A 25,045-nucleotide genomic window follows, 5' to 3' on the forward strand; every position below is an offset into this window, starting at 1 on the left:
TCAGCCCGCTTCCTGCAGCGCGCCCTCGGACGATCGCGCCGCGGTGGGAAGCAGATGGATGTCGTCGCCGTCGATGCGCACCGTCCATACGTCGAGGCTGTGCGCCGACTTGCCCTGCGTCTCCACGCATTCTCCTGTTCTGAGATCGAAGACCTGCTTGTGCATCGGCGAAGCGATCGTCGGCGCATCGCCCCTCGTGCCCACGATGCCGCGCGATATCACGTTGGCGCCGCTGTAGGGATCGAGGTTAGACACCGCGTGCACGCTGCCGTCGCGGAGCAGGAACAGCGCGACCTGCTCCGTGCCCAGCAGCGCGGCGCGCCCCCGCTCCACCTCAAGGTCGTGGATGCTGCACACGCGCACGGCGCTGCGCAGATCGGGGATCAGCGTCATCGACGCACCTCCAGAGTGGTTCCGGCGATCATCACGCCGCCCGACTGCCGCTCCTGCGCCGTGGCCGGACGCAGCTGGCCGCGGGTGGCGACGTAGGCGAGCGAGGGATCGGGGGTGTCGGTCGCGTTCACGCACGATTCGAACCGCCGCAGCTTCTGCGGGTCGCGCAGCGTCGCCGCCCACTCGTCCTCGTAGTTGTCGACATGCGTGGCCATCGCCGCGTCGAGGTCGGCGCAGATGCCCAGGGAGTCGTCGAAGATGACCTCCTTGAGGCCGGCGAGCCCGCCGTCGAGCTCCTCGCACCACGGGGCCGTGCGCTGCAGACGGTCGGCGGTGCGGATGTAGTACATGAAGAACCGGTCGATGGCCTGGATGAGTTCATCGTCCGAGAGGTCTGAGGCGAGGAGCTCGGCGTGCCGAGGAGTGAAACCGCCGTTCCCTCCGACGTACATGTTCCAGCCGGTCTCGGTGGCGATGACGCCGACGTCCTTGCCCCGTGCCTCTGCGCACTCTCTCGCGCACCCCGATACGCCGATCTTGAGTTTGTGCGGTGCCCTGAGCCCGCGGTAGCGCAGCTCCAGCCGTACCGCCATGCCCACCGAGTCGAGCACACCGTAGCGGCACCAGGTCGAGCCCACGCACGACTTCACCGTGCGCAGCGACTTCCCGTAGGCCTGCCCTGATTCGAACCCGGCATCCACCAGTCGCTGCCAGATCAGCGGAAGCTGCTCCAGCCGGGCACCGAACATGTCGATGCGCTGTCCGCCGGTGAGCTTCGTGTAGAGACCGAAGTCCTCGGCCACCTGCCCGATCACCACCAGACCGGCTGGCGTGACCTCACCACCGGGCATCCGCGGCACGACCGAGTAGGTGCCGTCCTTCTGCATGTTGGCCATGACGTGGTCGTTGGTGTCCTGCAGCGTCGCGTTCTCGCCCTCGAGCACATGCGCGCCGACGAGGACGGAGAGGATGCTGGCGAGAGCAGGCTTGCAGATGTCGCAGCCGCGACCCCGCCCGAACCGCTCGATCACCGCACTGAAGGTGGTGAGCTCCGACACGCGCACGGCGTCGAAGAGCTGCCGTCGTGACATGTCGAAGTGCTCGCACAGCGCGTTCGACACCGTCTGACCGAGCTTCGTGAGCTCCTGCCCGACGACCTTTTTCACCATCAGGACGCACGAGCCGCACGTGGCGCCGGCCTTGGTGCAGGCCTTGACGGCACTCGCATCCATGCAGCCCTCTTCGTGCACTGCCTGCCGGATACGACCGGCAGTGACGTTGGAGCAGGAGCAGACGACCGCCTCGTCGGGCAGTTCACCTCCCGGCGCCTGGACACCGCCCTCCGGCATCAGATACGCGACGGGGTCGGCTCCGAGCGCGGCACCCACCAGCGGACGCAGGGAGCCGTATGCAGCCGCATCGCCGACGAGGATGCCGCCGAGGAGGGTCTGCGCATCGTCGGAGAGCACGAGCTTCTTGTACACGCCGGTCACCGGATCGGAGTACACGACGTCGAGCGCGTTCGGCGTCTGAGCGAACGCGTCGCCGAAACTCGCGACGTCCACGCCGGACAGCTTGAGCTTGGCCGACTCGTCGTAGCCGGGGAAGGTCGCGTCGCCGCCGAGAAGACGGGTGGCGGCGACCTCCGCCATCGCGTAGCCGGGCGCCACGAGACCGACGCTGCGTCCGTCGAAGTTCGCGACCTCGCCGATCGCGAGGATCGCCGGATCGCTCGTGCGGCAGCGGTCGTCGATCAGCACACCGCCGCGAGGGTGCACGTCGAGCATCGCGTTGCGGGCGAGCTCGTCACGTGGTCGGACGCCGACGGTGAAGATCACCACGTCCGCCCGCTGGAAACTGCCGTCCTGGAACTCCAGCGCGGTGACGGCGCCGGATTCATCTGGATCGAGCCTGGTCGTGCGCGAATCTGTGCGCACTGCGATGCCCCGCGCCTCGATCAGACGGCGCAGCATCCCGCCGCCCGCGAGATCGAGCTGGGCGGACATCAGCCGATCCGAGGACTGCACCACGGTGCACTCGACGTCGAGTCCCTGCAGAGCGCCGGCCGCCTCGAGTCCGAGCAGACCGCCGCCGATCACCGCACCTCGCAGCGCTCGCCCGAGCTCGGCGCTGCGGCGCTGCACGAACCTGCGCAGCTCCTGCACGTCGTCGAGAGTGCGGTACACGAAGCATCCGGGCAGATCCGCTCCGTCCACGGCCACACGGGCGGCGTACGAGCCTGTGGCGAGCACGAGCGTGTCGTAGTCGATGACCCTGCGCGAGCGCGTCGTGACCGTCTGAGCGCGACGATCGATGCGGACGACCCTGTCATCGGCGATCAGCGCGACGCGCTCGTCCTCCAGCACCGTGCGATCGAGCGTCAGTTCGCTCGGTGACGCGCCGGAGAAGTATCCGGTGAGCCCGACCCGGTCGTACGGATGGCGCCCCTCGTCACCGATCACGGTGATCAGCACCGGGCCCTCAGCCCGGCTCATCATGCTCTCGACGAACCTGTGCGCCACCATTCCGGCACCGACCACGACGACCCGTGTCACGGCTTCGCTGTTCTCGTTCACTGCTCCTCCAGCACCTCGGGGATGACCAGACACTATGAGCGCGGTGTTTCACGGACCCGGCGCCTCCCGTTACGCGCGTCGAACGTTCTCCTCACAAAACGGTAACGACACTGTGAGATCCCGGCCCCCTCGCGCAGTGCCCGGCTCGTACTAGGCTGATCATCGTCCTTTCCCCCTCCCGCGGGCTGACCGCGCAAGGAGCACATCGTGTCTGCCACCGAGCCTTCGAAGCCGACTCCCCCCGTCCCCGGCCCCCCGCGCATCCCGATGCCGCCGCGCACTCCCGCACCCGCTGCGGCAGCCGCACCGGCCTCGCGGGTGTCGCCGGTCGCGGCAGCCGACTCCGCCGATTGGGGCCGCGTCACGGAAGACGGCACGGTCGAGGTGCGCGAGGGCGACGAATGGCGTGTCGTCGGCCAGTACCCCGACGGCACATCGGAAGAGGCTCTCGCCTACTACGTGCGCAAGTTCGACGATCTCGCCTTCAAGGTGCACACGCTCGAGCAGCGTCATCAGTCCGGCGGTGCTTCGGCCAGTGATCTGACGACGCAGGCACGTCACCTCGTCGACGAGGTCACCGGCGCCGCAGCCGTCGGCGATCTCGCATCCCTGCGTTCCCGCCTCGACGCGCTCACGGCGACCCTGGCCGAGGCGAGTGCCGCCGAGGCTCAGCAGGCCAAGGAACTCGTGGACGCGGCGATCGCCGAACGCACGGTGCTCGTGGAGAGCATCGAGCAGATCGCCGCCCGCGATCTCTCGAAGGTGCAGTGGAAGCAGGTGACCGAGGAGGTCACCGCGCTCTTCGACGCGTGGCAGGCTCAACAGCAGAGCGGTCCCCGCCTGCCGAAGGGCATCTCGCAGCAGCTGTGGAAGCGGTTCCGTGATGCCCGCTCCGTGGTCGACAAGAGCCGTCGTGCGTTCTACTCCGAACTCGACGAGACGCACAAGGCCGCCCGCGACCGCAAGGCGCAGCTGATCGAGCGCGCCGAGGCCCTCGCGCCCAAGGGCGTCGACGGGATTCCCGCCTATCGTGCACTCCTGGACGAGTGGAAGGCCTCTGGCCGAGCGGGGCGTAAGGCCGACGACGCCCTGTGGGCGCGGTTCAAGGCCGCTGGTGACGCGCTGTACGCCGCGCGCGCAGAGCAGTCCGCTGCGGAGGAGGCGGAATCCGCCCCGAAGATCGAAGCGCGCGAGGCTCTTCTCGAAGAGGCCAAGGCCGTCGCCGACGAGCCCAACATCAAGCAGGCCCGCGCTCTTCTCACCCGCATCCAGCGCCAGTGGGACGACGTGGGACGCATCTTCCCGCGCGATCGCGAACGCGCGCTGGACGACAAGCTGCGCACGATCGAACAGGCGCTCAAGTCGCGCGAAGAGGTCGATTGGAAGCGCAACAACCCCGAGACCAAGGCGCGTGCGAACGACATGAGCCAGCAGCTGCTCGATGCGATCGAGAAGCTCGAGGGCGAGAAGGCCGCCGCCGAGAAGGCCGGCGACAAGAGGGCCGCCAAGGAAGCGGCTAATGCTCTCGAGGCACGCCGCGCCTGGCTCAACGCGCTCGACGGCTGACCTTATCCACAGCCCGCCCCGGCGAGGTGAGCAGCGGGACACACTGAAGGTGTGCATCCCTCACTGTTCTACCGACCCGGGGCGCTGCTGTCTCCGCAGGAGCTGAACGCCGCGCGACTGGACGGACTGCTCGTCGAGATCGGCGAGGGGTACATGCCTGCAGACCTGCCGGAGGATGCGGGTGCCAGAGCGGCGGCTCTCGCGCCGATACTTCCCCTGGGCTACGCCGCAGGCGGCCCGACGGCCGCGTGGGTGCACGGCGTCGGACAGGCGCCGCCCGCACGTCACCACATCCAGCGCGCCGTGGATCGCCGTCCGCGCATCGAGCAGCGCATGGATGTGATCGCGCATGAAGGCCGAGCCCCGTCCGCTGACCTGATGCTCGTCGACGCCGTCCCAGTGACGACGCCGATGCGCACGCTCACCGATCTGGTCCTCATGTCGGTGCGGTATCCCGAGTGCGATGCGTGGATGCACGAGATGGCAGGGACGCTCCCCGATCTGCTGCCCGAGGTGCACGCGCTGCTCACCGCTCGCCCGCGGATGCCGGGCAAGCTCGCCGCGCTGGCGACTGTCGAGGAACTCCTGGAGGGTCGCGCTCAGCGCGCTCAGGACGAGGTGACGCGGTACACGTCGTAGACCGCGTCGATGCGGCGCACGGCATTGAGCACGCGGTCCAGGTGCACCGAGTCGCCCATCTCGAACACGAACCGGCTGATCGCCAGGCGCTCGTCGTTCGTGTTGACCGTGGCCGAGAGGATGTTCACGTGATGCTCGCTGAGAACGCGTGTCACATCGGAGAGCAGGCCGGCGCGATCGAGTGCCTCGACCTGGATCTGCACCCTGAATACGCTCTTCGTCGTCGGCGCCCACTCGACCTCGATCAGGCGCTGCTCCTCGACGCTGAGCGCCTTGACGTTCACGCAGTCGGAGCGGTGCACCGACACGCCGCTGCCGCGCGTGACGAAGCCGACGATCGGGTCGCCGGGGACAGGTGTGCAGCACTTGGCGAGTTTGACGAGGATGTCGTCCGCGCCGCGCACGAGGATGCCGGAGTCACCGGTGCGCGGCTCCCTGGAGCGCGGACGACCCGGGATCTCGATCGCCCCGGTCGTGGTGTCGTTCGCGGCGATGAGGGCGGTGACCTTCTCCAGCACCGACTGCGTGGAGACATGCCCTTCGCCGACGGCGGCATACAGTGCGGACACGTCCTCGTAGTGCAGCTGATGCGCCACCTCCGAGAAGGAATCCTGACTCATCAGACGCTGGAGCGGCAGGTTCTGCCGACGCATGGCGCGCGCGATGGATTCCTTGCCCTGCTCGATCGCCTCCTCGCGGCGCTCCTTCGTGAACCAGCCGCGGATCTTGTTGCGGGCTCGAGTGCTCTTGACGAAGCTGAGCCAGTCCTGGCTGGGGCCGGCATCCGGGTTCTTGGAGGTGAAGACCTCGACCACATCGCCGCTCTTGACCGCTGTCTCGAGCGGCACCAGGCGGCCGTTGACCTTCGCACCCATGGTGCGGTGACCGATCTCGGTGTGCACGGCGTACGCGAAGTCCACAGGCGTCGCCCCGGCGGGAAGGCCGATGACCCTGCCCTTCGGAGTGAAGACGTAGACCTCCTTCGCACCGATCTCGAAGCGGAGCGAGTCGAGGAACTCGCTGGGGTCCGCCGTCTCGGCCTGCCAGTCCGAGATATGGGCCAGCCAGGTCATGTCGGTGTCCGAAGGTCCGGCGACCGGCCGGCCGCCGTTCATGCGCTCCTTGTACATCCAGTGCGCTGCGACGCCGAACTCCGCCTGCTGGTGCATCTCGTGCGTGCGGATCTGGATCTCGACCGTGCGGCCGCTGGGTCCGATGACCGTGGTGTGCAGCGACTGGTACAGATTGAACTTCGGGGTGGCGATGTAGTCCTTGAACCGTCCGGGCAGCGGCGTCCACCGCGCGTGGATGGCGCCCAGCACGGCATAGCAGTCGCGCACCGAGTTCACGAGTACGCGGATGCCGATGAGGTCGTAGATGTCGTCGAACTCGCGTCCGCGGATCACCATCTTCTGGTACACCGAGTACAGCTGCTTCGGGCGCCCGCCCACCTTGCCGCGGATCCTCAGGTCATGGAGGTCCTCGTTGATGGACTCGATGACCTGCGCCAGGTACTTCTCGCGCTGCGGGGTCCGCTGCGCGATGAGACTGTTGATCTCGGCGTAGATCTTGGGGTGCAGCACCGCGAACGAGAGATCCTCGAGCTCGGACTTGATCGCCTGGATGCCGAGACGATTGGCCAGCGGCGCGTAGATCTCCAGTGTCTCCCTGGCCTTGCGCTCCGCCTTCTCGGGCGGGACGAATCCCCAGGTGCGCGCGTTGTGAAGGCGATCGGCGAGCTTGATCAGGAGCACGCGGATGTCCTTCGACATCGCGACGATCATCTTGCGGACCGTCTCGGCCTGCGCGCTCTCGCCGTACTTGACCTTGTCGAGCTTGGTGACGCCGTCGACGAGCATGGCGACCTCGTCGCCGAACGCCTCGGTCAGCTCGGACAGGGCGTAGCCGGTGTCCTCGACGGTGTCGTGCAGCAGAGCCGCGGCGATGGCCCGAGGTCCGAGCCCCATCTCGGCGAGGATCTGCGCCACCGCGAGCGGATGCGTGATGTACGGCTCGCCGCTCTGGCGCTTCTGCCCCTCGTGCTTCTCATGCGCGACGCGGTATGCGCGTTCGATGATCGCGAGATCGCCCTTGGGATGGTTGACCCGCACAGTGCGGACGAGGTTGTCGAGATCGTTGATGCGGGGCGCGCGAGAGAAGATGCGGGGCACCAGTCTCCTCAGACTGGATCCCTGCGCCTGAGCGCTCGCCTCCGCCATCACTACACCTCCGGGTCAGATCATCCTACGCGCGCAGAACGGGCGCGGCTGCGCGCCCGCTGGAGTCACGCGTCCGCGCGGGCGCGCTCACGCAGTTCGAGCACGCGTGCGTCCTGAGCGATGATCTGCGGCTCCTTCTCGCGGAAGAGCGAGTACAGCGGTGCCGCCACGAACAGCGTCGAGTAGGTCGCGACGAGGATGCCGACGAAGATCGACAGCGAGATGTCGGTGAGCGTCTCCGCGCCGAGCCAGAACGACCCGATGAACAGGATCGCGCCGACCGGGAGGGCTGCGACGACCGACGTGTTGATCGAGCGGATCAGCGTCTGGTTGACGGCGAGGTTGACCGACTCGCCGAACGTGCGCGACGAATTCTCACCGTCCTCGGTCGTGTTCTCCCTGATCTTGTCGAACACCACTGTCGTGTCGTACAACGAATACGCGAGGATCGTGAGGAATCCGATCACCGCCGCCGGCGAGATCTCGAAGCCCGCGAGGGCGTACACGCCGACGGTGATGACGAGAACATCGAGCAGACCGATGATCGCCGCCGCCGACATCTTCCACGTGCGGAAGTAGATCGCGAGGATCAGGAAGGTCAGCGCGAGGAAGATCGCCAGACCCCACAGGGACTGCCGGGTGACGCTCTCGCCCCAGACCGGACCGATGAACGACGAGGTGACCTCTTCGGCGGGTACCTCGTACGCGTCGGCGAGTGCCCCCGCGACGCTCTGCGTCTCCTCCGGGGTCATCTGAGAGGTCTGCACGCGCACGTCGGTGCCGTTCACGATGGCGACCTTGGCGGCGGCCTCAGGGACGACCGACTGCACGGCGCGGGTCGCGGTCGACTGGTCGGTGCTGTCCGGCGCGAGCACCGTGAACTGCGAACCACCGGTGAACTCGATCGAGAACTGCACGGGACGCAGCAGCGGCACGAGGGCGGACGCGACGACGAGAGCGATCGCGATGATGAACCAGAGGCGTCGCCTGCCGACGAACGGGAACGAGGTCTTCCCGCTGTAGAGGTTGTTGCCGAACTCATTCATGGAGGCCATCAGCGCTCTCCCTCGCTTCCGGCATCGGTGGATCTGTCGCCGGCCAGCGCCTCGGCGCGTTTGCGTTCGGCGATGGTCTGTCGTCTTTCGGCTTCTGCGCGGGAGCGGCTGTTCTTGGCCGCTCGTCCCACGGTCGCCGGTGCCACCTGGCGGTACTGCGTGCGAGTGCGGTAGACCGCTCCGAGCGCTTCAGGGTCGAGCCCCGAGAGCTTGTGCCCGCCTCCGAAGAACCGGGTTCTCGCCAGCAGCTGCATCACCGGATGGGTGAAGATGACGAAGATGAACACGTCGATCAGCGTCGTGAGCCCGAGGGGGAAGGCGAAGCCCTTCACGGTGGAATCGGCGAGGACGTAGAGCACGACGGCGGCGAGGACGTTGATCGACTTCGAGATGTAGATCGTGCGCTTGGCGCGACCCCAGCCGTCTTCCACTGCGCCGGTGATCGACTTCCCGTCGCGCAGCTCGTCTCGGATGCGCTCGAAGTAGACGATGAAAGAGTCCGCCGTGAAGCCGATCGACACGATCAGACCCGCGACGCCGGCGAGCGACAGACGGAAGCCGAGTCGCCAGGCCAGGATGCAGACGATGATGTAGGTCAGAACGCCCATCACCGCGATCGACGCGATGATCACCGAGCCGAGTGCGCGATAGCTCAGCAGCGAGTACACCGCGACGAGCGCGAGGCCGATGAGCCCGGCGATAAGACCGATCTGCAGCTGCTGCGTGCCGAGGGTCGCCGACACGGTGTCGGAGCTCTCGGTCGTGAAGCTCAGCGGGAGCGCACCGTACTTGAGCTGGTCGGCGAGCGTCTCCGCCGTCTCCTGGGTGAAGGAGCCGGAGATGCTGGGCTTGCCGTTGAGGATCACGCCGTTCATCTGCGGAGCGGAGATCACCTTCCCGTCGAGCACGAAGGCGAACTGGTCGCGCGGGCTGAGACCGTCGATCTTGTTCTGGTACAGACGCTGGCTGATGTTGCCGAAGACCTCGGTGCCGTTGCCGTCGAGCGTGAGCTGCACGGTCCACGCGCCGGAGTCGGGTGCGCGGCCGCTGGTCGCGTCGTCGATGGCGTCGCCGGAGAGCTCCATCGGTCCGAGGATGTACTTGGCGGTGCCGGTGTCGTCGCACGTGATGAGCGGCTGGTCTTCCGGCGCATCCGCGGCGGTGTTCTCGGGGTCGGCGCAGTCGAAGGCGAGGAACTCGGCCTGCAGCTTCTCCGTGACCCACGACATGTCGCTGCCGTCGGTCGGCTCAGTCGTCGGGGTCGCGTTGGCGTTCGGATCCGGTGTCGGGTACGGCGTGGCGTTGCCGTCTTCGCCGACGAATTCCGTCGCCGGGTCTCCCGCGAAGATCACGGCGCGGAACTCGAGCTGCGCGCTCGCCTGGATGCGTGCGCGGGTCTCCTCGTCGGCTGTTCCGGGGATCTGGACGACGATGTTGCGTCCGCCCTCGGTCGTGATGTCCGCCTCGGCGACACCCGCGGCGTCGACGCGCTGGCGGATGATCGCAGCCGCCTGGTCGAGCTGCTCCTGAGTAGGGTCGGCCCCATCCTCGGTGACGGCGCCCAGGACGATCTGCGTGCCGCCTTGGAGGTCGAGGGCGAGTTCAGGAGCCCAGGAGCTCTGCCCGAGTCCCACGCCCACAGCGTTGATGCCGAACAATGCGGCCGTCACGATGAGAAGGCTGAGAAGGACCTTCCAGGCGTGACGGACTGGAGAAGAAGATGCCACGTACGTTCAGCTTTCTACGATGCCGGGCGGCGGGGCTGAGGACTACTTGTCGTCGGAGTCGCGGTCCAGACGAGCGCGGGTCTCCTCCGGGGTCTCGAGCGACGGAGCGGCAGGCGACTCGAGCGGGGCCTGCGGCTCTTCGACGATCTCGTCGGCGTCGACCTCGGCGTCGGCGTCCTCGGCGTCCGTGACGGCATCCTTCGGCTCGACGATGCGCAGGATCGCCTGGCTGTGCACCTCGATGATGGTGCCGGGAGCGATCTCGACGAGTGCGGGCGAGTCGAGATCATCGGCGTCGTACGCGACGATCGTGCCGTAGAGGCCGCCCTGCATCAGCACCTTGACACCGGGAACGGTCTTGGTGGCCTTCTCCTCCTGCTCGGCCTTCATCTGCTTCTGACGCTTGCGCGTGTTGATGAACATGAAGACGAGGAGAACTGCGAGGAGTCCGAAGAGGACGATTTCCATCAGGCGAAGCCTTTCAAAGTGCGCGCGCCATCGATGGACGCGCAGAGGGGGTCGGGGGAAGCCTTCAGCGATTATAGGTCATCGAACAATGCGGCGGTCTCCGGATGCTGGAGGCCGAGGTGCTCGTATGCCTCGGGCATCGCCACACGTCCCCTCGGCGTGCGTCCGAGGAAACCGATCCGCACGAGGAAGGGCTCGACGACGCTCTCGACCGTCTCGGCCTCCTCGCCCACTGCGACCGCCAGAGTGCTGAGCCCGACCGGGCCGCCGCGGAATCGGCGCACGAGGGTGTCGAGCACTGCGCGATCCAGGCGATCGAGCCCGATCGGGTCGACGTCGTAGAGTTCGAGCGCTGCACGCACCTCGCCGATCGATGCCGATCCGTGCTCGCCGTGCACCAGCGCGTAGTCGCGCACTCTCCGCAGCAGCCGGTTGGCGATGCGCGGTGTGCCGCGAGAGCGCCGTGCGATCTCCGCACGTGCATCGCCTGGCATCGACACGCCCAGCACGCTCGACGATCGGTCGATGACCTTCTCGAGGTCGCTGTCGTCGTAGAACTCGAGGTGACCGGTGAAGCCGAACCGGTCGCGCAGCGGGTTCGGGAGGAGGCCGGAGCGCGTCGTCGCGCCCACGAGAGTGAACGGCGCGAGATCCAGCGGGATGCTGGTCGCACCGGCGCCCTTGCCGACCATGATGTCGATGCGGAAGTCCTCCATCGCGAGATAGAGCATCTCTTCCGCGGAGCGCGCCATGCGGTGGATCTCGTCGATGAACAGCACTTCGCCGGGCACCAGGCTCGACAGCAGCGCGGCGAGGTCGCCGGCGTGCTGGATCGCAGGACCGCTGGAGAGGCGAAGCGGGCGCTCGCTCTCATGCGCGACGATCATCGCGAGGGTGGTCTTGCCGAGGCCCGGAGGGCCCGCGAGGAGGATGTGATCGGGTGAGCGGTTCTGGATGCGCGCGGCGTCGAGCAGCAGTTGCAGCTGGCCGCGCACCTTCGGCTGTCCGACGAACTCGCCGAGGCTGCCGGGTCGCAGCGCCCCTTCGATCGCGAGCTCCGCCTCATCGATGGGCTCGGAGCTCCTGCCCTCGAACGCGCTCTCCTCAGCCACGGGCTGCTCCCGACTTGGCCGGGCCGAGCGCGGCGAGGGCCTGACGCAGCAGGGCAGACACGGACTGACGATCGGCGTCGCTGGCCGCCTCGGCGGTCTCCGTCGCGGCTTCGCCGGCGACCTTCTCGGACCACCCGAGACCCACCAGGGCGGCGGTCAGCTGGGCGACGACATCCGTCCCGGTCCCCGAGCGTGCTTCCGCAGCCCGTGCCGCCGGCGCCTTGAGCTTGCCTGCGAGCTGCACGACGATGAGCTTCGCCGTCTTCGGACCGATCCCTGACACGCGCCGGAACGGCGCATCGTCGTCGTCGCCGACCGCAGCCGCGATCTGGTCGACCGTGAGGTGGCCGAGCACCCCGAGCGCCGATTTCGGGCCGACGCCGGTGACGCTCAGCAGGTGTCCGAACACCTCCAGTTCGAGAGGCTCCGCGAAGCCGAAGAGAGTCAGGGCGTCCTCGCGCACGATCAGGCTCGTGTGCAGGCGCAGCTGCTCGCCGACGCGGCTGGTGTGCGCGACGTCACCGGGGACGAAGACGAAGAACCCCACGCCGCCGACCTCGATCACGACATGGTCTGCACCTGTGGAGAGCACGGTCCCGTGCAGCGAGGAGATCATCTTCCCAGCCTACGAGCCCGATCGTATGTATGTTCGAGCGACACGCTCGGCATCCGCCCACGCGCGCTGCGCCGGGGTCAGCGTCTCTGAGACGCCGGGCGCGGCACCGCCTCTGCGCCAGGCATGGCAGAGCGCGATCGCCAGAGCGTCGGCCGCATCGGCGGGCTGCGGCGGCGCATCGAGACGCAGGATGCGGGCGATCATCGCCTGCACCTGCTTCTTGTCAGCCGAGCCGTAACCGGTCACTGCGGCCTTCACCTCGCTCGGCGTGTGCGTCGCAGCGGGCAGGCCCGCTTCTGCTGCGAGCAGGAGCGCGACGCCGCTCGCCTGCGCCGTGGCCATCACCGTATGACTGTTGTGCTGCGCGAAGACGCGCTCCACGGCGACGGCATCCGGTCGATGCTGCTCGAGGACCGCCCTGATCCCGGTGGCTACGGCGGCGAGACGATCGCCGATCGGCATGTCGGGCGGGGTGCGGATGACACCGACGTGCACCAGACTGCCGCGGCGCGAGCGGTCGACGTCGACGACGCCGACACCGCATCGGGTGAGACCGGGGTCGATGCCCAGAACCCGCAGAGAAGAAGCCGCCACTCCCCCAGCGTACGCGCCGGGAGAGCGACGGCTCCGACGGCGCGCCTCAGTCTTCGCTGTTCTCGAGTTCGGCCTGCACCTCTGCGCTCAGGTCGAAGTTGCTGTAGACGTTCTGCACGTCCTCGCTGTCTTCGAGGGCGTCGATCAGGCGGAAGATCTTGCGTGCGGTGTCTGCGTCGATCTCGACCTTGAGATTCGGCACGAACTCGACGTCGGCTGACTCGTAGTCGATGCCCGCGTCCTGCAGCGCCGTGCGCACGGCGACGAGGTCGGATGCCTCGGTGATGACCTCGAAGCCCTCGGCGTGCGGCTCGATCTCCTCGGCGCCGGCCTCGAGTGCCGCCATCATGACGTCATCCTCTGTCGTGCCCTCTGATCCGACGACGATGACGCCCTTGCGCGTGAAGTTGTAGGCGACGCTGCCCGGGTCTGCCAGAGTGCCGCCGTTGCGGCTGAGTGTGGTGCGCACCTCGGCTGCCGCACGGTTCTTGTTGTCGGTGAGGCACTCGATCATCAGGGCGACGCCGTTCGCGCCGTAGCCCTCGTACATGATCGAGGTGTACTCGACACTCTCGCCGCCGATGCCCGCACCGCGCTTGACCGCACGGTCGATGTTGTCCTTCGGCACCGACATCTTCTTCGCCTTGAACACGGCGTCGAACAGCGTCGGGTTGCCGGCCATGTCGGCGCCGCCGAGCTTCGCCGCGACCTCGATGTTCTTGATGAGCTTGGCCCACGACTTCGCGCGCCTGGAGTCGATGACCGCCTTCTTGTGCTTGGTCGTCGCCCACTTTGAATGCCCGGACATATGTCTCCGCTCGTCGTATCCGCCCTGCTGACGTCGCAGCGCGTCGTCCATTCTAACGAATCCCGTCCGGCGCACCGGATGGGACGGACACACATGTCAGTAGGAATCACACCTGTCAGCCGATAATGCGGTGTTTCTGCCGACATCCGCGATCTGAGCCGACAGGTGTACGGGTCAACGAGAATGCACGGCCGACAGGAACCGTTCGTGGAAGCGCGTCTCCCCGGTGATCTCGGGGTGGAAGCTGATGCCGATCAGCGCGCCCTGCTCGACAGCCACGACTCGGCCGTCCTCCAGGCTGGCCAGCGCGGTCGCCTTCGGCCCTACCCGCTCGATGACGGGCCCGCGGATGAACGCCGCACGCACCTGTTCTGGCCCGAGCGCCGGCACATCGAGGACCGCTTCGAACGACTCGACCTGCCGTCCGAACGCGTTGCGCCGCACGACGACGTCGAGTCCGCCGAACGACTCCTGCCCTTCGATGGCGTCCACGAGGCTGTCGGCGAGCATGATGAGACCGGCGCACGTACCGAGCACCGGCATCCCGTCGCGGATCGCTTCGCGGATCGGATGCTGCAGACCGAACATCCGCGAAAGCTTGTCGATCACGCTCGATTCCCCGCCGGGGATCACGAGGCCATCGATCTGTGCAAGCTCCTCCGGACGGCGCACACGGATGACGTCCGCCCCGAGGTCGTGCAGCACTCGCTCGTGCTCTCGCACGTCGCCCTGCAGCGCCAGGACCCCGACGGTGGGGTTACCAGCCACGCTCGGCGAGGCGGTGAGGTGCGGGCAGATCGGACACGTTGATGCCGACCATGGCCTCACCGAGCCCGCGCGACACTTCGGCGACCGCCTTGGGGTCGTCGTAGAACGTCGTGGCCTTGACGATCGCGGCGGCGCGCTCTGCGGGGTTGCCCGACTTGAAGATGCCGGAACCGACGAACACGCCGTCCGCGCCGAGCTGCATCATCATCGCGGCATCCGCCGGTGTGGCCACGCCGCCCGCGACGAAGAGCACGACGGGGAGCTTTCCCGTCTCGGCGATCTCGGCGACCAGCTCGTAGGGCGCCTGCAGCTCCTTGGCGGCGACGAACAGCTCGTCCTTGGGCAGAGCGGTGAGAGCGGCGATCTCACCGCGGATCTTGCGGATGTGCTTCATGGCCTCCGAGATGTCGCCGGTGCCCGCCTCTCCCTTGGAGCGGATCATCGCCGCGCCCTCGTTGATGCGCCGCAGCGCCTCGCCCAGGTTGGTCGCACCGCAGACGAACGGGACTTTGAAGCCGAACTTGTCGATGTGGTTCACATAGTCGGCCGGCGAGAGCACCTCGGACTCGTCGATGTAGTCGACACCCAGCTCCTGCAGCACCTGCGCCTCGACGAAGTGGCCGATGCGGGCCTTCGCCATGACCGGGATGGACACGGTTTCGATGATGCTGTCGATCATGTCCGGGTCGCTCATGCGCGACACACCGCCCTGTGCGCGGATGTCGGCGGGGACGCGCTCCAGAGCCATCACGGCGACGGCACCGGCATCCTCGGCGATCTTCGCCTGCTCTGCGGTGACGACGTCCATGATGACGCCGCCCTTGAGCATCTCGGCGAGACCGCGTTTGACGCGGGACGACCCCGTCGTGGGGTTCTGGCCGACGGCGGGGTTCTGGTCTGCAGCCATGAGCTGTTCCTTCCGGGTATCCAAACTTGCACTTTGATCTATGCCAAAAGATACCACTGTCGCCGTGCCCCGTAGACTCACATGTCGAGGGGTGACATGAACGACCAGATCACGGGGACCACGGCGTCCGACATCGCGACGAGCGTGCGCGAACTCCGCGATCGCGGGGTGCTGCGTCCCGGCGCCATGCTGCCCCCTGTGCGCGAACTCGCCGCACGACTCGGGGTCAACCGCAACACCACCGTCGCTGCGTACCGGCAGCTCGCGCAGGCGGGACTCGTGGTCAGCCGCGGACGCGCGGGAACCATGCTCGTCGCGCACGATGCGGTCGCCCAGGAGGGCTACGCCGCAGACACCGTGCTGCGCGACGTCGGCACCGGCAATCCAGACCCGCGGCTCATCCCCGACCCCACTCCGGTACTGGCCACGGTCGCCGGGCGTCCGGTGCTCTACGGCGAGCCCGTGATCGACACGGGCCTTGAGGCGTGGGCCCGCGAGTGGATCTCCCCCGATCTCCCCTCGGACGAGTTCCGCATCACCGTCACCAGTGGAGCGGTCGATGCCGTCGAGCGCCTGCTCGCTCAGGCGTTGATGCGCGATGACGCCGTGGCGCTGGAGGATCCGTGCTTCCTTGCCAGCATCCACACCGTCCGCCTCGGCGGCTATCGAGCGGTGCCTGTGCCGGTGGACGACGAGGGGATGACGGTCGAGGGCGTGCGCGCGGCGCTGGATGCCGGCGTCAGGGCGATCATCTGCACGCCCCGCGCCCAGAATCCGACCGGGGCGAGTCTGTCCCCGGCGCGGGCTGCCGCGTTGCGGGAGCTGCTCGCGGAGCATCCGTACGTCCTGATCATCGAGGACGATCACTTCTCCATGCTGTCGTCGCGCGGATACGAGAGCCTGATCGGTCCGGATCACAAGCGCTTCGCGCTGCTCCGCTCGGTGTCGAAGTTCCTGGGGCCCGACATGTGTCTCGCCGTCGCTGCCACCGACCCTGAGACCGCCGAGCGGCTCGCCATGCGCCTGAGTCCCGGTACCACCTGGGTGAGCCACCTGCTGCAGCGTCTGACGCGGGGACTACTCGCCGACGACGATGTGCGCGCAGCGATACGTGCAGCCGGTGCGCACTACGCCGAGCGCAATGCGGCGTTCGCTCAGCAGCTGTGCGACCACGGGATCGAGACCCGTCATGTGGACGGGATGAACCTCTGGGTCGAGCTCCCGATCCCCGCGCAGACGGTATCGGAACGACTCATGCGTCGCGGGTGGCTGGTGCGCACCGGGGACGGGTTCTCGCTCACCGACGCGGAGACGCCCTCGCGTCATCTGCGGCTCACCGTGCACGATCTGACGGATGAAGAGGCCGAACAACTGGTGCTCGACATCGCCGGTGCGGTGCGCTGACGTGCGTGACACGGGCTCGGCAGTGAGAAGATCGAAGGATGAAGATCCTATCGATCCAGTCAGCTGTCGCCTACGGCCACGTCGGCAATTCCGCCGCGGTGTTCCCCCTGCAGCGCATCGGCGTCGACGTGCTTCCCGTCTACACGGTGAACTTCTCCAACCACACCGGTTATGGCGCGTGGCGCGGACCGCTGATCGATCCGAGTGACGTCGCCGACGTCATCACCGGAATCGAGGAGCGTGGCGCATTCGCACAGGTCGATGCGATCCTCTCTGGTTATCAGGGCGGCGAGGGCATCGGCGATGTCATCATCGACGCCGTCGCGCGCGTCAAGGCCGCCAACCCGAAGGCGCTGTACGCCTGCGATCCGGTCATGGGCAATGCGAAGTCGGGATGCTTCGTCGCACCGGCGATCCCTGAGCTTCTGCGCGAGCGCGTCGTGCCGGTCGCCGACATCATCACCCCCAACCAGTTCGAGCTGGGTTTCCTGACCGGCACCGAACCGGACACGCTGGAGTCGACGCTCGCGTCGGTCGACGCCGCCCGTGCGTTGGGGCCGTCGACCGTGCTCGTCACGAGCGTCGAGCGTCCCGATCGCGAAGAGGGCACCATCGAGATGCTCGCGGCGGACGACGCCGGGGCGTGGATCGTGCAGACGCCGTTCCTGCCGATGAAGGCGAACGGCTCGGGTGACGTGACGGCGGCGCTGTTCACGGCCCACTACGTCGAAACGGGCAGCGCGAAGACCGCCCTCGAGCGCACGGCGTCAAGCGTGTTCGACCTGCTGCAGATGACGCTGGACTCCGGTGATCGCGAACTGCAGCTCATCGAGGCCCAGGAGTCGTACGCGCACCCGAAGATGCAGTTCACCGCACGTCAGGTGCGCTGACCCGGTCGCCGGTCGGCCCTGCTGCCGGTCAGGTCTGCGGCCAGGCGTGCGCGACCGCCTCGCGCACCTGCCCGAGCAGCTGCGGCAGCGCCTTGGTCTTGGCGATGATCGGGAAGAAGTTCGCGTCCGACTCCCAGCGCGGCACGATGTGCTGGTGCAGGTGTCCGTCGACGCCCGCACCGGCGACCGCGCCCTGGTTCATGCCCAGGTTGAAGCCGTCGCAGTTCGACACCTCTCGCAGCACCCGCATGCCGGTCTGCGTGAGGGCACCGATCTCGGCGACCTCCTCAGTCGTGGCCTGGTCGTACGTCGCGATGTGGCGGTACGGGCACACGAGCAGGTGTCCGGAGTTGTACGGGAACAGGTTCAGCAGCACGTAGGCCGTCTCACCGCGGGCGACGATGAGCCGCTCTGTGTCCGGGTGCTTCGGCGCCTCGCAGAACGGGCACTCGTCGCGCATGGGCTGCGGGCCCGCCTGGATGTACGCCATGCGGTGCGGCGTCCACAGTCGCTGGAACTGGTCGGGGATACCGGCGAGGTGCGCGCCATCCTCCGCGGCGATGCCGGACGCATCGATCCCCGACGCGGCCTCGGAGTTCGACGGGTCCGGCATCGAGGTCACGCCAGGTCCTCCACGGTGTGCACGAGTGCGTGGGTGTCGATCGCCGTGCGGATGCGGGACACGGCATCCGCGATCGGCACGCCGTTCTCCTGCGTACCGTCACGGAAACGGAACGAGACGGTACCGGCATCCCGGTCCTTCTCCCCCGCGATGAGGATCAGCGGCACCTTGCCCGTGGTGTGGGTGCGGATCTTCTTCTGCATCCGGTCATCCGACACGTCGAGCTCGGCGCGCACGCCGCCGTCGCGCAGAGTCGTGATCACGTCGCCGAGGTAATCGGCGAAATCGTCCGCGACGGGGATGCCGACGACCTGCACCGGCGAGAGCCACACCGGGAAATCACCGGCGTAGTGCTCGAGAAGGATCGCGAAGAAACGCTCGATCGAACCGAACAGCGCGCGGTGGATCATGATCGGGCGCTTCTTCTGCCCGTCCTTGTCCATGAACTCGAGGTCGAAGCGCTCTGGCAGGTTCGGGTCGACCTGCACGGTGGACAGCTGCCACGTGCGGCCGATCGCATCGCGCGTCTTCAGGTCGATCTTGGGGCCATAGAAGGCCGCTTCGCCAGGTACCTCGGTGAGCTTGAGCCCGGATGCCACGGCGACCCGCCGCAGCGCGTCGGTCGACGATTCCCAGAACTCGTCAGAGCCGATCCACTTGGACTTCTCATCGTCCTTCATCGACAGCTCGAGTTCGAAGTCGGTGAGTCCGAAGTCGCGGAGCATCGACAGGATGAACTCGAGGACCTTCGCGACCTCGTCTTCAAGCTGATCCGGGGTGACGAAGAGGTGCGAGTCGTCCTGCGTGAAGCCGCGCACACGGGTGAGCCCGTGCAGGGCGCCGGAGAGCTCGTTGCGGTACACGGTGCCGTTCTCCGCGAAGCGCAGCGGGAGGTCACGGTAACTGCGGGCGCGCTCCTTGTAGATCAGGATGTGCATCGGGCAATTCATGGGCTTCAGGTAGTAGTCCTGGCCCTGCTTGGTGATCTCGCCGTCCTCGTCGCGCTCCTCGTCCATCACGATCGGCGGGAACATGCCGTCCTTGTACGTGACGAGGTGATTCGACGTGAGGAACAGGTCTTCCTTCGAGATGTGCGGGGTGTACACGTAGGTGTATCCGCCCTCGATGTGGCGCTTGCGCGCGTGCTGCTCCATCTCGCCGCGGATCATGCCGCCGCGCGGGTGCCAGACCGACAGGCCGGAGCCGATCTCCTCGGGGAAGGAGAAGAGGTCGAGCTCTTTGCCGAGGCGGCGGTGGTCGCGCTTGGCAGCCTCTTCCAGGCGGTGCTGATAGGCCCGGAGCTCATCCTTGGTCGGCCACGCGGTGCCGTAGATGCGCTGCAGCTGCGGGTTCTTCTCACTGCCGCGCCAGTAGGCCGCGGCGATGCGGGTGAGATCCCAGCCGTTGCCGATCATGCGGGTGCTGGGCAGGTGCGGTCCGCGGCACAGGTCCTTCCAGACGACCTCGCCGTCCTTCGTGGTGTTGTCGTAGATCGTCAGCTCGCCGGCACCGACCTCGACGGATGCGCCCTCGGCGGCCTCCTTGTTGCCGCCCTTGAGTCCGATGAGCTCGAGCTTGAACGGCTCGTTCACGAGTTCGGCGCGCGCCTCATCGTCGGTGACGACGCGGCGCACGAAGCGCTGGCCCTCGCGCACGATGCGCTGCATCTCCTTCGAGATCGCCTTGATGTCCTCGGGAGTGAACGGCGTCTCGACCCCGAAGTCGTAGTAGAAACCGTCGGTGATCGGCGGGCCGATGCCGAGGTTCGCCTGAGGGTTGATGCGCTGCACCGCCTGAGCGAGCACGTGGGCCGTCGAGTGCCGCAGGATCGCGAGGCCGTCTTCGCTGTCGATCGTGACCGGCTCGACCTCGTCGGTCGTCGTCACGGTGGTCGCGAGGTCCTTCAGCTCGCCGTTGACGCGCATCGCGACGACGGATCGGTCGGAGAACAAGGCGAAGCCGTCTGTCGGCTGGGCGTTTTCAGGCACTGATCACTCCATTTCGGGGTCCTCACCAGGTTACTCGCCTCGAGAGCACCGGCTTCACGCCCGCACGCAGCCGCGCACTGTGCCTCGGGCGTGTCTCGGGCGCACACGACGGGGTGATCGTTCGCGCCTTGAGCGCCGTCCGCGTTAACGAAAAGTGCTCCCGTGGAGTGGAAGTCCACGGGAGCGGCGATCACGTTCGTCTAGAAGGGACGACGCGTGAACATCTCAATTCTCTCACACACGGCGCAGTGCGGCTGCCGCTGCGAGGAGGGTATGGGTTCAACGCACCGGTTCCTCGGAGTAGGGTCGCTGGCATGAGCGGCCGATTCATGACGGATGCCGATGGGTGACGCGATGGCGGACGATGCGAACATGTCGCTGGAGGAGATCGCCGGCGAGCTCTACGTCGGGCCGCTGGATGAATTCGTCTCGGCCAGGGATGCACGCGCGAAGGCCACGCCGGATCGCGACCTGGCGGCGGGGATCAATTCACTCCGGAAGCCCTCGGTCGCCGCCTGGGTCGTGAACGTCTTCGCGCGAGAGCGATCCGCGCAGCTCGGCGAAGCCCTTCAGCTGGCCGAAGAGCTCCGCGAGGCTCAGGCGGACCTCGATGCCCAGGCACTGGCGACGCTCGGGCGGCAACGCCGCGCATTGACCTCGCGGCTGGCTCAGAGCGCGGTCGAGCTGGCGAAGGCACGCGGCGCTCGCGTGTCGGCGACCACGTCGGATGCTGTTCGGCAGACCATCAACGCCGCTTTCTTCGATCCGGATGCCGCTGCGGCGGTCGCCTCCGGTCGACTGATCCGCGAACTCGAGCCATCGGGATCGGGCTCTTTCGAGCCTGCAGAGCTGACAGGGGGCGGCGCGGCTCCGTCACCGCAGCCGGCGACGGCTCCAGTCGACGAGGTCAGCGCGCGTCGCGAACGGCGTCACGCGGAGCAGGCCGTGCACGATGCGGAGCGCGCACTGGCCGCGGCCGAGCGACGTCAGGCAGACGCGGAGCGCGCACTCAGCGAGGCCGGCACGCGCGTCGAGAGGCTGACGGCTCAGATCGACGAGCTCGAGACGGAACTCGCGCTGCGGCGCGAGCAGGCCGACGAGGCACGCGCAGACATCGCCGAGGCCGAGAAAGTCCGATCAGCTGCCGATGAGCCCGTGACGGCCGCGCAGCGAGCGCTCGACGACGCTCGGGGCGTGCTGGATAGGTTGTGATCAGCCGCACGGTCCAACGACAAAACCCCCGGCGAGCCGGGGGTTTCAGTGTGCGCGATACTGGGATCGAACCAGTGACCTCTTCCGTGTCAGGGAAGCGCGCTACCGCTGCGCCAATCGCGCCTGTTCAGGCTATTAAGTTGAAGCGACGAGGTGGCGACGGGATTCGAACCCGTGTAAACGGCTTTGCAGGCCGGTGCCTAGCCGCTCGGCCACGCCACCGTGTGGATTGACCCCACGTGCCGTGAGCCCCTCAGAAAGAGACTCCTGCACTCGAGCGGATGACGAGATTCGAACTCGCGACCCTCACCTTGGCAAGGTGATGCGCTACCACTGCGCTACATCCGCGTTGTGTCCGGCTGCACCGGGCACTTGTAAAACATTAGCCGATCATCTCGATCCCGCAAAACCGAAACCCGATCTCGCGCGTGTCATGCGGTTTGGTCATGAGCGCGTGCGACGTTCAGGTAATATCGTTTCTCGACCCCCTGGGTCATGGGCGATTGGCGCAGTTGGTAGCGCGCTTCCTTCACACGGAAGAGGTCATCGGTTCGAGTCCGGTATCGCCCACCGTACTCTCAGCTCTAGAATCCCCGCATGGGACTGCTGACATTCAGCATCAACGTCACTCTGGACGGATGCGTCGACCATCAAGTGGGCATCGCCGACGACGAGACCCACGCCTACTTCACCCAGCTCATGGACAAGGCCGGGGCGATGTTGTGGGGCCGCGTCACCTACGAGATGATGGAGAGCTCCTGGCCGGCGATCGCCCGCGGCGATGAGGAAGCGTCGCTGGCGATGCGCGACTGGGCGGTCAAGCTGGACGCCAAACCGAAGTACGTGGTGTCGTCCGCGCGACAAGAGTTCCCGTGGATGAACAGTCATCGCATCGCCGGCGACCTGCGCGCGGGCGTGCAAGAGCTCAAGGACGCGACTGCGGCCGGTGTGTTGCTCGGCAGCGGTGGACTCGCGGTCGAACTGGACCGGCTGGGGCTGATCGACGAATACAAGTTCCTCGTCCATCCCATGATCGCCGGCCGGGGCCCCACGCTGTACCGAAGCGGGCTCCCCGACACGAGGCGCCTCGACCTGATCTCAGCGACGCCGATGCGCAACGGGGTCGTCGCGATGCACTACCGGCGCGCGCTCGATCACTGAGATGCGTTCGCGACTCTGTCCGCGGTCGGAGCATCGGTGCGCGCACGCAGATGGATGCGCTTGCCCTCCTTGCTGAAGATCGACAGCACCTCCGTCGGCTGCCCTCCGACACCCGACAGCCAGTGCGGGATGCGCGTGTCGAACTCGGCGGCCTCCCCTGGCCCGAGGATGACATCCTGTTCGCCGATCACCAGCCGCAGGCGACCCGACAGGACGTAGAGCCATTCCTGACCGTCGTGCACCTTCGGCTCCGGCACCGCCGTGATGCCGGAAGGGTTCGGCGGGAACGTGACCTTGTACGTCTGCACCGGGCTCGACTCCGGCGAGAGCGATTCGTACCAGGTGTCCCCCATCCGCTTCCTCGTGCGGGCCACACGCGGGTCCGGCGCCTTGCGCGGAACGATGTCGTCGAGCTCCAGCCTCAGCGCCCTGGCGATGGGCACGACGAGCTCCAGATTCGGCGCCCGCTTGCCCGCTTCGAGGCGCGACAGCGTGCTCGATGAGATGCCCGTCGCATCCGACAGGTCGGCGAGCGTCATGCTGCGCTTCTCCCGCCAGCTCTTGAGCCGAGGCCCGATGAGTGCGACCGCGTCGTCCGGCATAGCCATCTCCTTGCTGATTCGGCATCGATACTTGCCACAACGATATCATTCACGCACTCTGGATTCATGACAATCGACGAGCGTTCCATGACAGTCCCCGCATCCCCCGACGCAGAGCCCTGGGATGTCGTGATCATCGGAGGAGGCGCAGCCGGCCTGAGCGCCGCGCTCATCCTCGCCAGAGCCAGACGACGTGTTCTCGTGCTCGATGCGCAGCAGCCGCGCAATCGCTTCGCCCCGCACATGCACGGCGTGCTGAGCCGCGACGGCTACTCACCGCTCGACCTCGTGGCCGATGGGCGGCGCGAAGTACTCGCCGCGGACGGAGTCATCCGCACTGCACACGTCGTCGATGCCCAGGCTGTTCCCGACGGGTTCGAGGTCAGCACCGACGCCGGCGCTCGCATCGTGGCCCGTCGTCTCATCGTCGCCACGGGGACCCGCGCCGCGCTTCCCGAGATCGACGGACTCGCCGAGCAGTGGGGTCGGGGCGTCGTGGCATGCCCGTACTGCGACGGTTACGAGGCTGCCGGTCGGCGGATCGGCGTTCTGCTCGGCTCCGTCGCTGGAATCCACAAGGCGCACATGTTGCGTTCGTACTCCGACGACATCACGGTGTTCACGGCACTCGCAGACCCCATCCCCGACTCCGAGCGGCGCATCCTCCTGCAGCGCGGCATCCGCCTCGAGGATCAGAGGGTCTCGGGCGTCACCTCCGACGGCGATCGGCTGACCGGAGTCGCGCTCGCCGACGGCACGGTCGTGCCGGTGGATGCGCTCTTCGCGGAGCCACGACTCGTGCCGCTCGATGACGTGGTGCAGCAGCTCGGCGCAACGCGCACGGAGACGCCGTTCGGCTCATGGCCGACCGTGGATGAGTTCGGCCGGACGAGTGTTCCAGGACTATGGGCGGTGGGCAACACCGCGAATCCGGCCGCGCTCGTGCCGATCGCGATGGGCTCGGGAGCGACGGCTGCCCTCGCGCTGAACGGAGAGTTCGTCGCAGAAGAAGTGGCTGCGGCCGCGGCTGCGGTTGACGCCGAGCAGGATGCGGGCGTGCGATGACGGCCCAGCCGGATGACATCGCCACGGAGGCGACCCGGTTCTGGGACGAGCGCTACACGAGCCGCCGCACGGAGCATGGCCGGATGTGGAGCGGGCGCGTGAACGCGACCGTCGCTCAACAGGTGTCCGAACTCGCCCCTGGCCGTGTGCTCGAGCTCGGATCAGGTGAAGGCGCCGACGCTCTCTGGCTCGCGGAGCGGGGCTGGAGGGTCACCGCTGTCGACATCTCGACCGTCGCTCTCGAGGTCGGAGCCTCAGAAGCTGCGAAGGCGGGGCTCTCCGACCGGATCGATTGGGTTCAGTCCGATCTGGCGAGCTGGTCCCCGTCGGACGAGTACGACCTCGTCACGTCGGCGTTCCTGCACTCCCCCGTCGAGTTCCCCCGGGATGCGGTCCTCCGACGTGCGGTCTCCGCCGTCGCTCCTGGAGGCAGGCTGCTGATCGTCGGGCACGGAGGGTTCCCCCCGACGTCCGAGCATGTGCACGACACCGAGATCCCACCGTTTCCCACGTCCGACGAGGTACTGGCGTCGCTCGACCTGACGAACGACTGGACGATCGAGACCAACACGGCGGTCGAGCGAACGGCCAAGTGGCGTGGCGACGAAGACGTGGCTCTCTTGGACACAGTGCTGCGCGTGCGCCGGTTCGGG

Annotated in this window: 23 protein-coding genes and 4 tRNA genes; 9 read left to right on the forward strand and 18 right to left on the reverse strand. The window is 67.3% G+C overall.

Features of this window, described 5'->3' with window-relative positions:
* Both nirD and nirB read right to left on the reverse strand, forming a co-directional pair.
* The gene (gene nirD / locus ACNPNP_RS08380; RefSeq protein WP_448965586.1) at positions 1–393 is read right to left on the reverse strand and encodes a nitrite reductase small subunit NirD; all 393 of its coding nucleotides are present in this window, start codon (positions 391–393) and stop codon (positions 1–3) included.
* Positions 390–2,969, reverse strand: coding sequence for a nitrite reductase large subunit NirB (nirB, locus tag ACNPNP_RS08385; RefSeq protein WP_448965587.1), 2,580 nt, complete (start codon positions 2,967–2,969; stop codon positions 390–392). Before nirB ends, nirD begins: the two co-directional genes overlap by 4 nt.
* 207 nt (positions 2,970–3,176) lie before the next feature.
* Here nirB and ACNPNP_RS08390 point away from each other — a divergent pair, with 207 nt between their 5' ends.
* On the forward strand, positions 3,177–4,535 hold the full coding sequence (locus tag ACNPNP_RS08390) for a DUF349 domain-containing protein (protein WP_448965588.1): 1,359 nt from the start codon (positions 3,177–3,179) through the stop codon (positions 4,533–4,535).
* Positions 4,536–4,586: 51 nt separating this feature from the next.
* On the forward strand, positions 4,587–5,174 hold the full coding sequence (locus tag ACNPNP_RS08395) for a type IV toxin-antitoxin system AbiEi family antitoxin (RefSeq protein ID WP_448965589.1): 588 nt from the start codon (positions 4,587–4,589) through the stop codon (positions 5,172–5,174).
* On the opposite strand, the gene ACNPNP_RS08400 is transcribed toward ACNPNP_RS08395, so the two are convergent.
* The 10 genes from ACNPNP_RS08400 to pdxS all read right to left on the reverse strand — a co-directional run bounded on the left by ACNPNP_RS08400 (position 5,144) and on the right by pdxS (position 15,448).
* Complete coding sequence (locus ACNPNP_RS08400) at positions 5,144–7,393, reverse strand: RelA/SpoT family protein (RefSeq protein ID WP_448965590.1); 2,250 nt, start codon at positions 7,391–7,393, stop codon at positions 5,144–5,146. The two genes, ACNPNP_RS08395 and ACNPNP_RS08400, sit on opposite strands and share 31 nt — an antisense overlap.
* Positions 7,394–7,458: 65 nt before the next feature.
* Positions 7,459–8,448 carry a protein translocase subunit SecF gene (gene secF, locus ACNPNP_RS08405; RefSeq protein WP_448965591.1) on the reverse strand — a complete coding sequence of 330 codons (990 nt, stop codon included), beginning with the start codon at positions 8,446–8,448 and terminating at the stop codon, positions 7,459–7,461.
* The gene (gene secD, locus ACNPNP_RS08410; protein WP_448965592.1) at positions 8,448–10,175 is read right to left on the reverse strand and encodes a protein translocase subunit SecD; all 1,728 of its coding nucleotides are present in this window, start codon (positions 10,173–10,175) and stop codon (positions 8,448–8,450) included. Before secD ends, secF begins: the two co-directional genes overlap by 1 nt.
* 42 nt (positions 10,176–10,217) lie before the next feature.
* Positions 10,218–10,643, reverse strand: a complete 426-nt coding sequence (locus ACNPNP_RS08415) for a preprotein translocase subunit YajC (protein WP_448965593.1) — start codon at positions 10,641–10,643, stop codon at positions 10,218–10,220.
* A gap of 71 nt (positions 10,644–10,714) precedes the next feature.
* Entirely contained in the window at positions 10,715–11,755 is a 1,041-nt protein-coding gene (gene ruvB, locus ACNPNP_RS08420; protein ID WP_448965594.1) for a Holliday junction branch migration DNA helicase RuvB, read from the reverse strand.
* Entirely contained in the window at positions 11,748–12,371 is a 624-nt protein-coding gene (gene ruvA, locus ACNPNP_RS08425) for a Holliday junction branch migration protein RuvA (RefSeq protein ID WP_448965595.1), read from the reverse strand. The genes ruvB and ruvA overlap by 8 nt, the downstream gene beginning before the upstream one ends.
* Before the next feature lie 9 nt (positions 12,372–12,380).
* Complete coding sequence (gene ruvC, locus ACNPNP_RS08430; RefSeq protein ID WP_448965596.1) at positions 12,381–12,965, reverse strand: crossover junction endodeoxyribonuclease RuvC; 585 nt, start codon at positions 12,963–12,965, stop codon at positions 12,381–12,383.
* Between the two features lie 46 nt (positions 12,966–13,011).
* Positions 13,012–13,773 carry a YebC/PmpR family DNA-binding transcriptional regulator gene (locus tag ACNPNP_RS08435; RefSeq protein ID WP_448966150.1) on the reverse strand — a complete coding sequence of 254 codons (762 nt, stop codon included), beginning with the start codon at positions 13,771–13,773 and terminating at the stop codon, positions 13,012–13,014.
* Positions 13,774–13,947: 174 nt separating this feature from the next.
* Positions 13,948–14,541 (reverse strand): pyridoxal 5'-phosphate synthase glutaminase subunit PdxT, encoded by a 594-nt coding sequence (pdxT, locus tag ACNPNP_RS08440; protein ID WP_448965597.1) that lies wholly within the window; start codon positions 14,539–14,541, stop codon positions 13,948–13,950.
* A complete protein-coding gene (gene pdxS / locus ACNPNP_RS08445; RefSeq protein ID WP_448965598.1) occupies positions 14,531–15,448 on the reverse strand; it encodes a pyridoxal 5'-phosphate synthase lyase subunit PdxS in 918 nt (305 codons plus the stop codon). The genes pdxT and pdxS overlap by 11 nt, the downstream gene beginning before the upstream one ends.
* Positions 15,449–15,544: 96 nt before the next feature.
* Here pdxS and ACNPNP_RS08450 point away from each other — a divergent pair, with 96 nt between their 5' ends.
* Together ACNPNP_RS08450 and pdxY are read left to right on the forward strand one after the other, a co-directional pair.
* A complete protein-coding gene (locus ACNPNP_RS08450) occupies positions 15,545–16,852 on the forward strand; it encodes an aminotransferase class I/II-fold pyridoxal phosphate-dependent enzyme (RefSeq protein ID WP_448965599.1) in 1,308 nt (435 codons plus the stop codon).
* A gap of 38 nt (positions 16,853–16,890) precedes the next feature.
* Positions 16,891–17,742, forward strand: a complete 852-nt coding sequence (gene pdxY, locus ACNPNP_RS08455; RefSeq protein WP_448965600.1) for a pyridoxal kinase PdxY — start codon at positions 16,891–16,893, stop codon at positions 17,740–17,742.
* A gap of 28 nt (positions 17,743–17,770) precedes the next feature.
* Here pdxY and ACNPNP_RS08460 read toward each other — a convergent pair whose 3' ends face one another.
* Both ACNPNP_RS08460 and thrS read right to left on the reverse strand, forming a co-directional pair.
* Positions 17,771–18,355: an HIT family protein gene (locus tag ACNPNP_RS08460; protein ID WP_448966151.1), complete on the reverse strand. Its 585-nt coding sequence runs from the start codon at positions 18,353–18,355 to the stop codon at positions 17,771–17,773.
* A gap of 5 nt (positions 18,356–18,360) precedes the next feature.
* Positions 18,361–20,289, reverse strand: coding sequence for a threonine--tRNA ligase (thrS, locus tag ACNPNP_RS08465; RefSeq protein WP_448966152.1), 1,929 nt, complete (start codon positions 20,287–20,289; stop codon positions 18,361–18,363).
* 405 nt (positions 20,290–20,694) lie between these two features.
* On the opposite strand from thrS, the gene ACNPNP_RS08470 reads away from it, so the two are divergent.
* The gene (locus ACNPNP_RS08470) at positions 20,695–21,564 is read left to right on the forward strand and encodes a transposase (RefSeq protein ID WP_448965601.1); all 870 of its coding nucleotides are present in this window, start codon (positions 20,695–20,697) and stop codon (positions 21,562–21,564) included.
* Between the two features lie 51 nt (positions 21,565–21,615).
* Here the strand turns inward: ACNPNP_RS08470 and ACNPNP_RS08475 are convergent.
* From ACNPNP_RS08475 to ACNPNP_RS08485, 3 genes are all read right to left on the reverse strand, one after another.
* Positions 21,616–21,687 (reverse strand) — tRNA-Val (locus ACNPNP_RS08475).
* Between the two features lie 28 nt (positions 21,688–21,715).
* Positions 21,716–21,786 (reverse strand) — tRNA-Cys (locus ACNPNP_RS08480).
* A 54-nt stretch (positions 21,787–21,840) separates the two neighbouring features.
* Positions 21,841–21,912, reverse strand: a tRNA-Gly gene (locus tag ACNPNP_RS08485).
* Positions 21,913–22,061: 149 nt separating this feature from the next.
* Here ACNPNP_RS08485 and ACNPNP_RS08490 point away from each other — a divergent pair.
* Both ACNPNP_RS08490 and ACNPNP_RS08495 read left to right on the forward strand, forming a co-directional pair.
* A tRNA-Val gene (locus tag ACNPNP_RS08490) sits at positions 22,062–22,134 on the forward strand.
* A 27-nt stretch (positions 22,135–22,161) separates the two neighbouring features.
* Positions 22,162–22,725: a dihydrofolate reductase family protein gene (locus ACNPNP_RS08495; protein WP_448965602.1), complete on the forward strand. Its 564-nt coding sequence runs from the start codon at positions 22,162–22,164 to the stop codon at positions 22,723–22,725.
* Here the strand turns inward: ACNPNP_RS08495 and ACNPNP_RS08500 are convergent.
* Positions 22,719–23,327 carry a helix-turn-helix domain-containing protein gene (locus tag ACNPNP_RS08500; protein WP_448965603.1) on the reverse strand — a complete coding sequence of 203 codons (609 nt, stop codon included), beginning with the start codon at positions 23,325–23,327 and terminating at the stop codon, positions 22,719–22,721. The genes ACNPNP_RS08495 and ACNPNP_RS08500 overlap by 7 nt on opposite strands.
* 66 nt (positions 23,328–23,393) lie before the next feature.
* Here ACNPNP_RS08500 and ACNPNP_RS08505 point away from each other — a divergent pair, with 66 nt between their 5' ends.
* Positions 23,394–24,392, forward strand: a complete 999-nt coding sequence (locus tag ACNPNP_RS08505; protein ID WP_448965604.1) for an NAD(P)/FAD-dependent oxidoreductase — start codon at positions 23,394–23,396, stop codon at positions 24,390–24,392.
* On the forward strand, positions 24,389–25,045 hold a 657-nt coding region (locus ACNPNP_RS08510; RefSeq protein ID WP_448965605.1), incomplete at its 3' end, for an SAM-dependent methyltransferase. The genes ACNPNP_RS08505 and ACNPNP_RS08510, both read left to right, overlap by 4 nt.

The sequence above is a fragment of the Microbacterium xerophyticum genome, from assembly GCF_053543555.1.

Bases quoted from the DNA above. Each gene is read 5' to 3' on its own strand.
- ACNPNP_RS08460 (WP_448966151.1), bottom strand. From the start codon at position 18,355: ATGCCGGACCCGTCGAACTCCGAGGCCGCGTCGGGGATCGATGCGTCC.
- ACNPNP_RS08495 (WP_448965602.1), top strand. From the start codon at position 22,162: ATGGGACTGCTGACATTCAGCATCAACGTCACTCTGGACGGATGCGTC.
- pdxS (WP_448965598.1), bottom strand. From the start codon at position 15,448: ATGGCTGCAGACCAGAACCCCGCCGTCGGCCAGAACCCCACGACGGGG.
- ACNPNP_RS08435 (WP_448966150.1), bottom strand. From the start codon at position 13,773: ATGTCCGGGCATTCAAAGTGGGCGACGACCAAGCACAAGAAGGCGGTC.
- ACNPNP_RS08415 (WP_448965593.1), bottom strand. From the start codon at position 10,643: ATGGAAATCGTCCTCTTCGGACTCCTCGCAGTTCTCCTCGTCTTCATG.
- ruvA (WP_448965595.1), bottom strand. From the start codon at position 12,371: ATGATCTCCTCGCTGCACGGGACCGTGCTCTCCACAGGTGCAGACCAT.
- ACNPNP_RS08505 (WP_448965604.1), top strand. From the start codon at position 23,394: ATGACAATCGACGAGCGTTCCATGACAGTCCCCGCATCCCCCGACGCA.
- ACNPNP_RS08500 (WP_448965603.1), bottom strand. From the start codon at position 23,327: ATGCCGGACGACGCGGTCGCACTCATCGGGCCTCGGCTCAAGAGCTGG.
- secF (WP_448965591.1), bottom strand. From the start codon at position 8,448: ATGGCCTCCATGAATGAGTTCGGCAACAACCTCTACAGCGGGAAGACC.
- thrS (WP_448966152.1), bottom strand. From the start codon at position 20,289: ATGCGCGTCAACGGCGAGCTGAAGGACCTCGCGACCACCGTGACGACG.
- ACNPNP_RS08400 (WP_448965590.1), bottom strand. From the start codon at position 7,393: ATGGCGGAGGCGAGCGCTCAGGCGCAGGGATCCAGTCTGAGGAGACTG.
- nirD (WP_448965586.1), bottom strand. From the start codon at position 393: ATGACGCTGATCCCCGATCTGCGCAGCGCCGTGCGCGTGTGCAGCATC.
- ACNPNP_RS08450 (WP_448965599.1), top strand. From the start codon at position 15,545: ATGAACGACCAGATCACGGGGACCACGGCGTCCGACATCGCGACGAGC.
- ACNPNP_RS08470 (WP_448965601.1), top strand. From the start codon at position 20,695: ATGGGTGACGCGATGGCGGACGATGCGAACATGTCGCTGGAGGAGATC.
- pdxY (WP_448965600.1), top strand. From the start codon at position 16,891: ATGAAGATCCTATCGATCCAGTCAGCTGTCGCCTACGGCCACGTCGGC.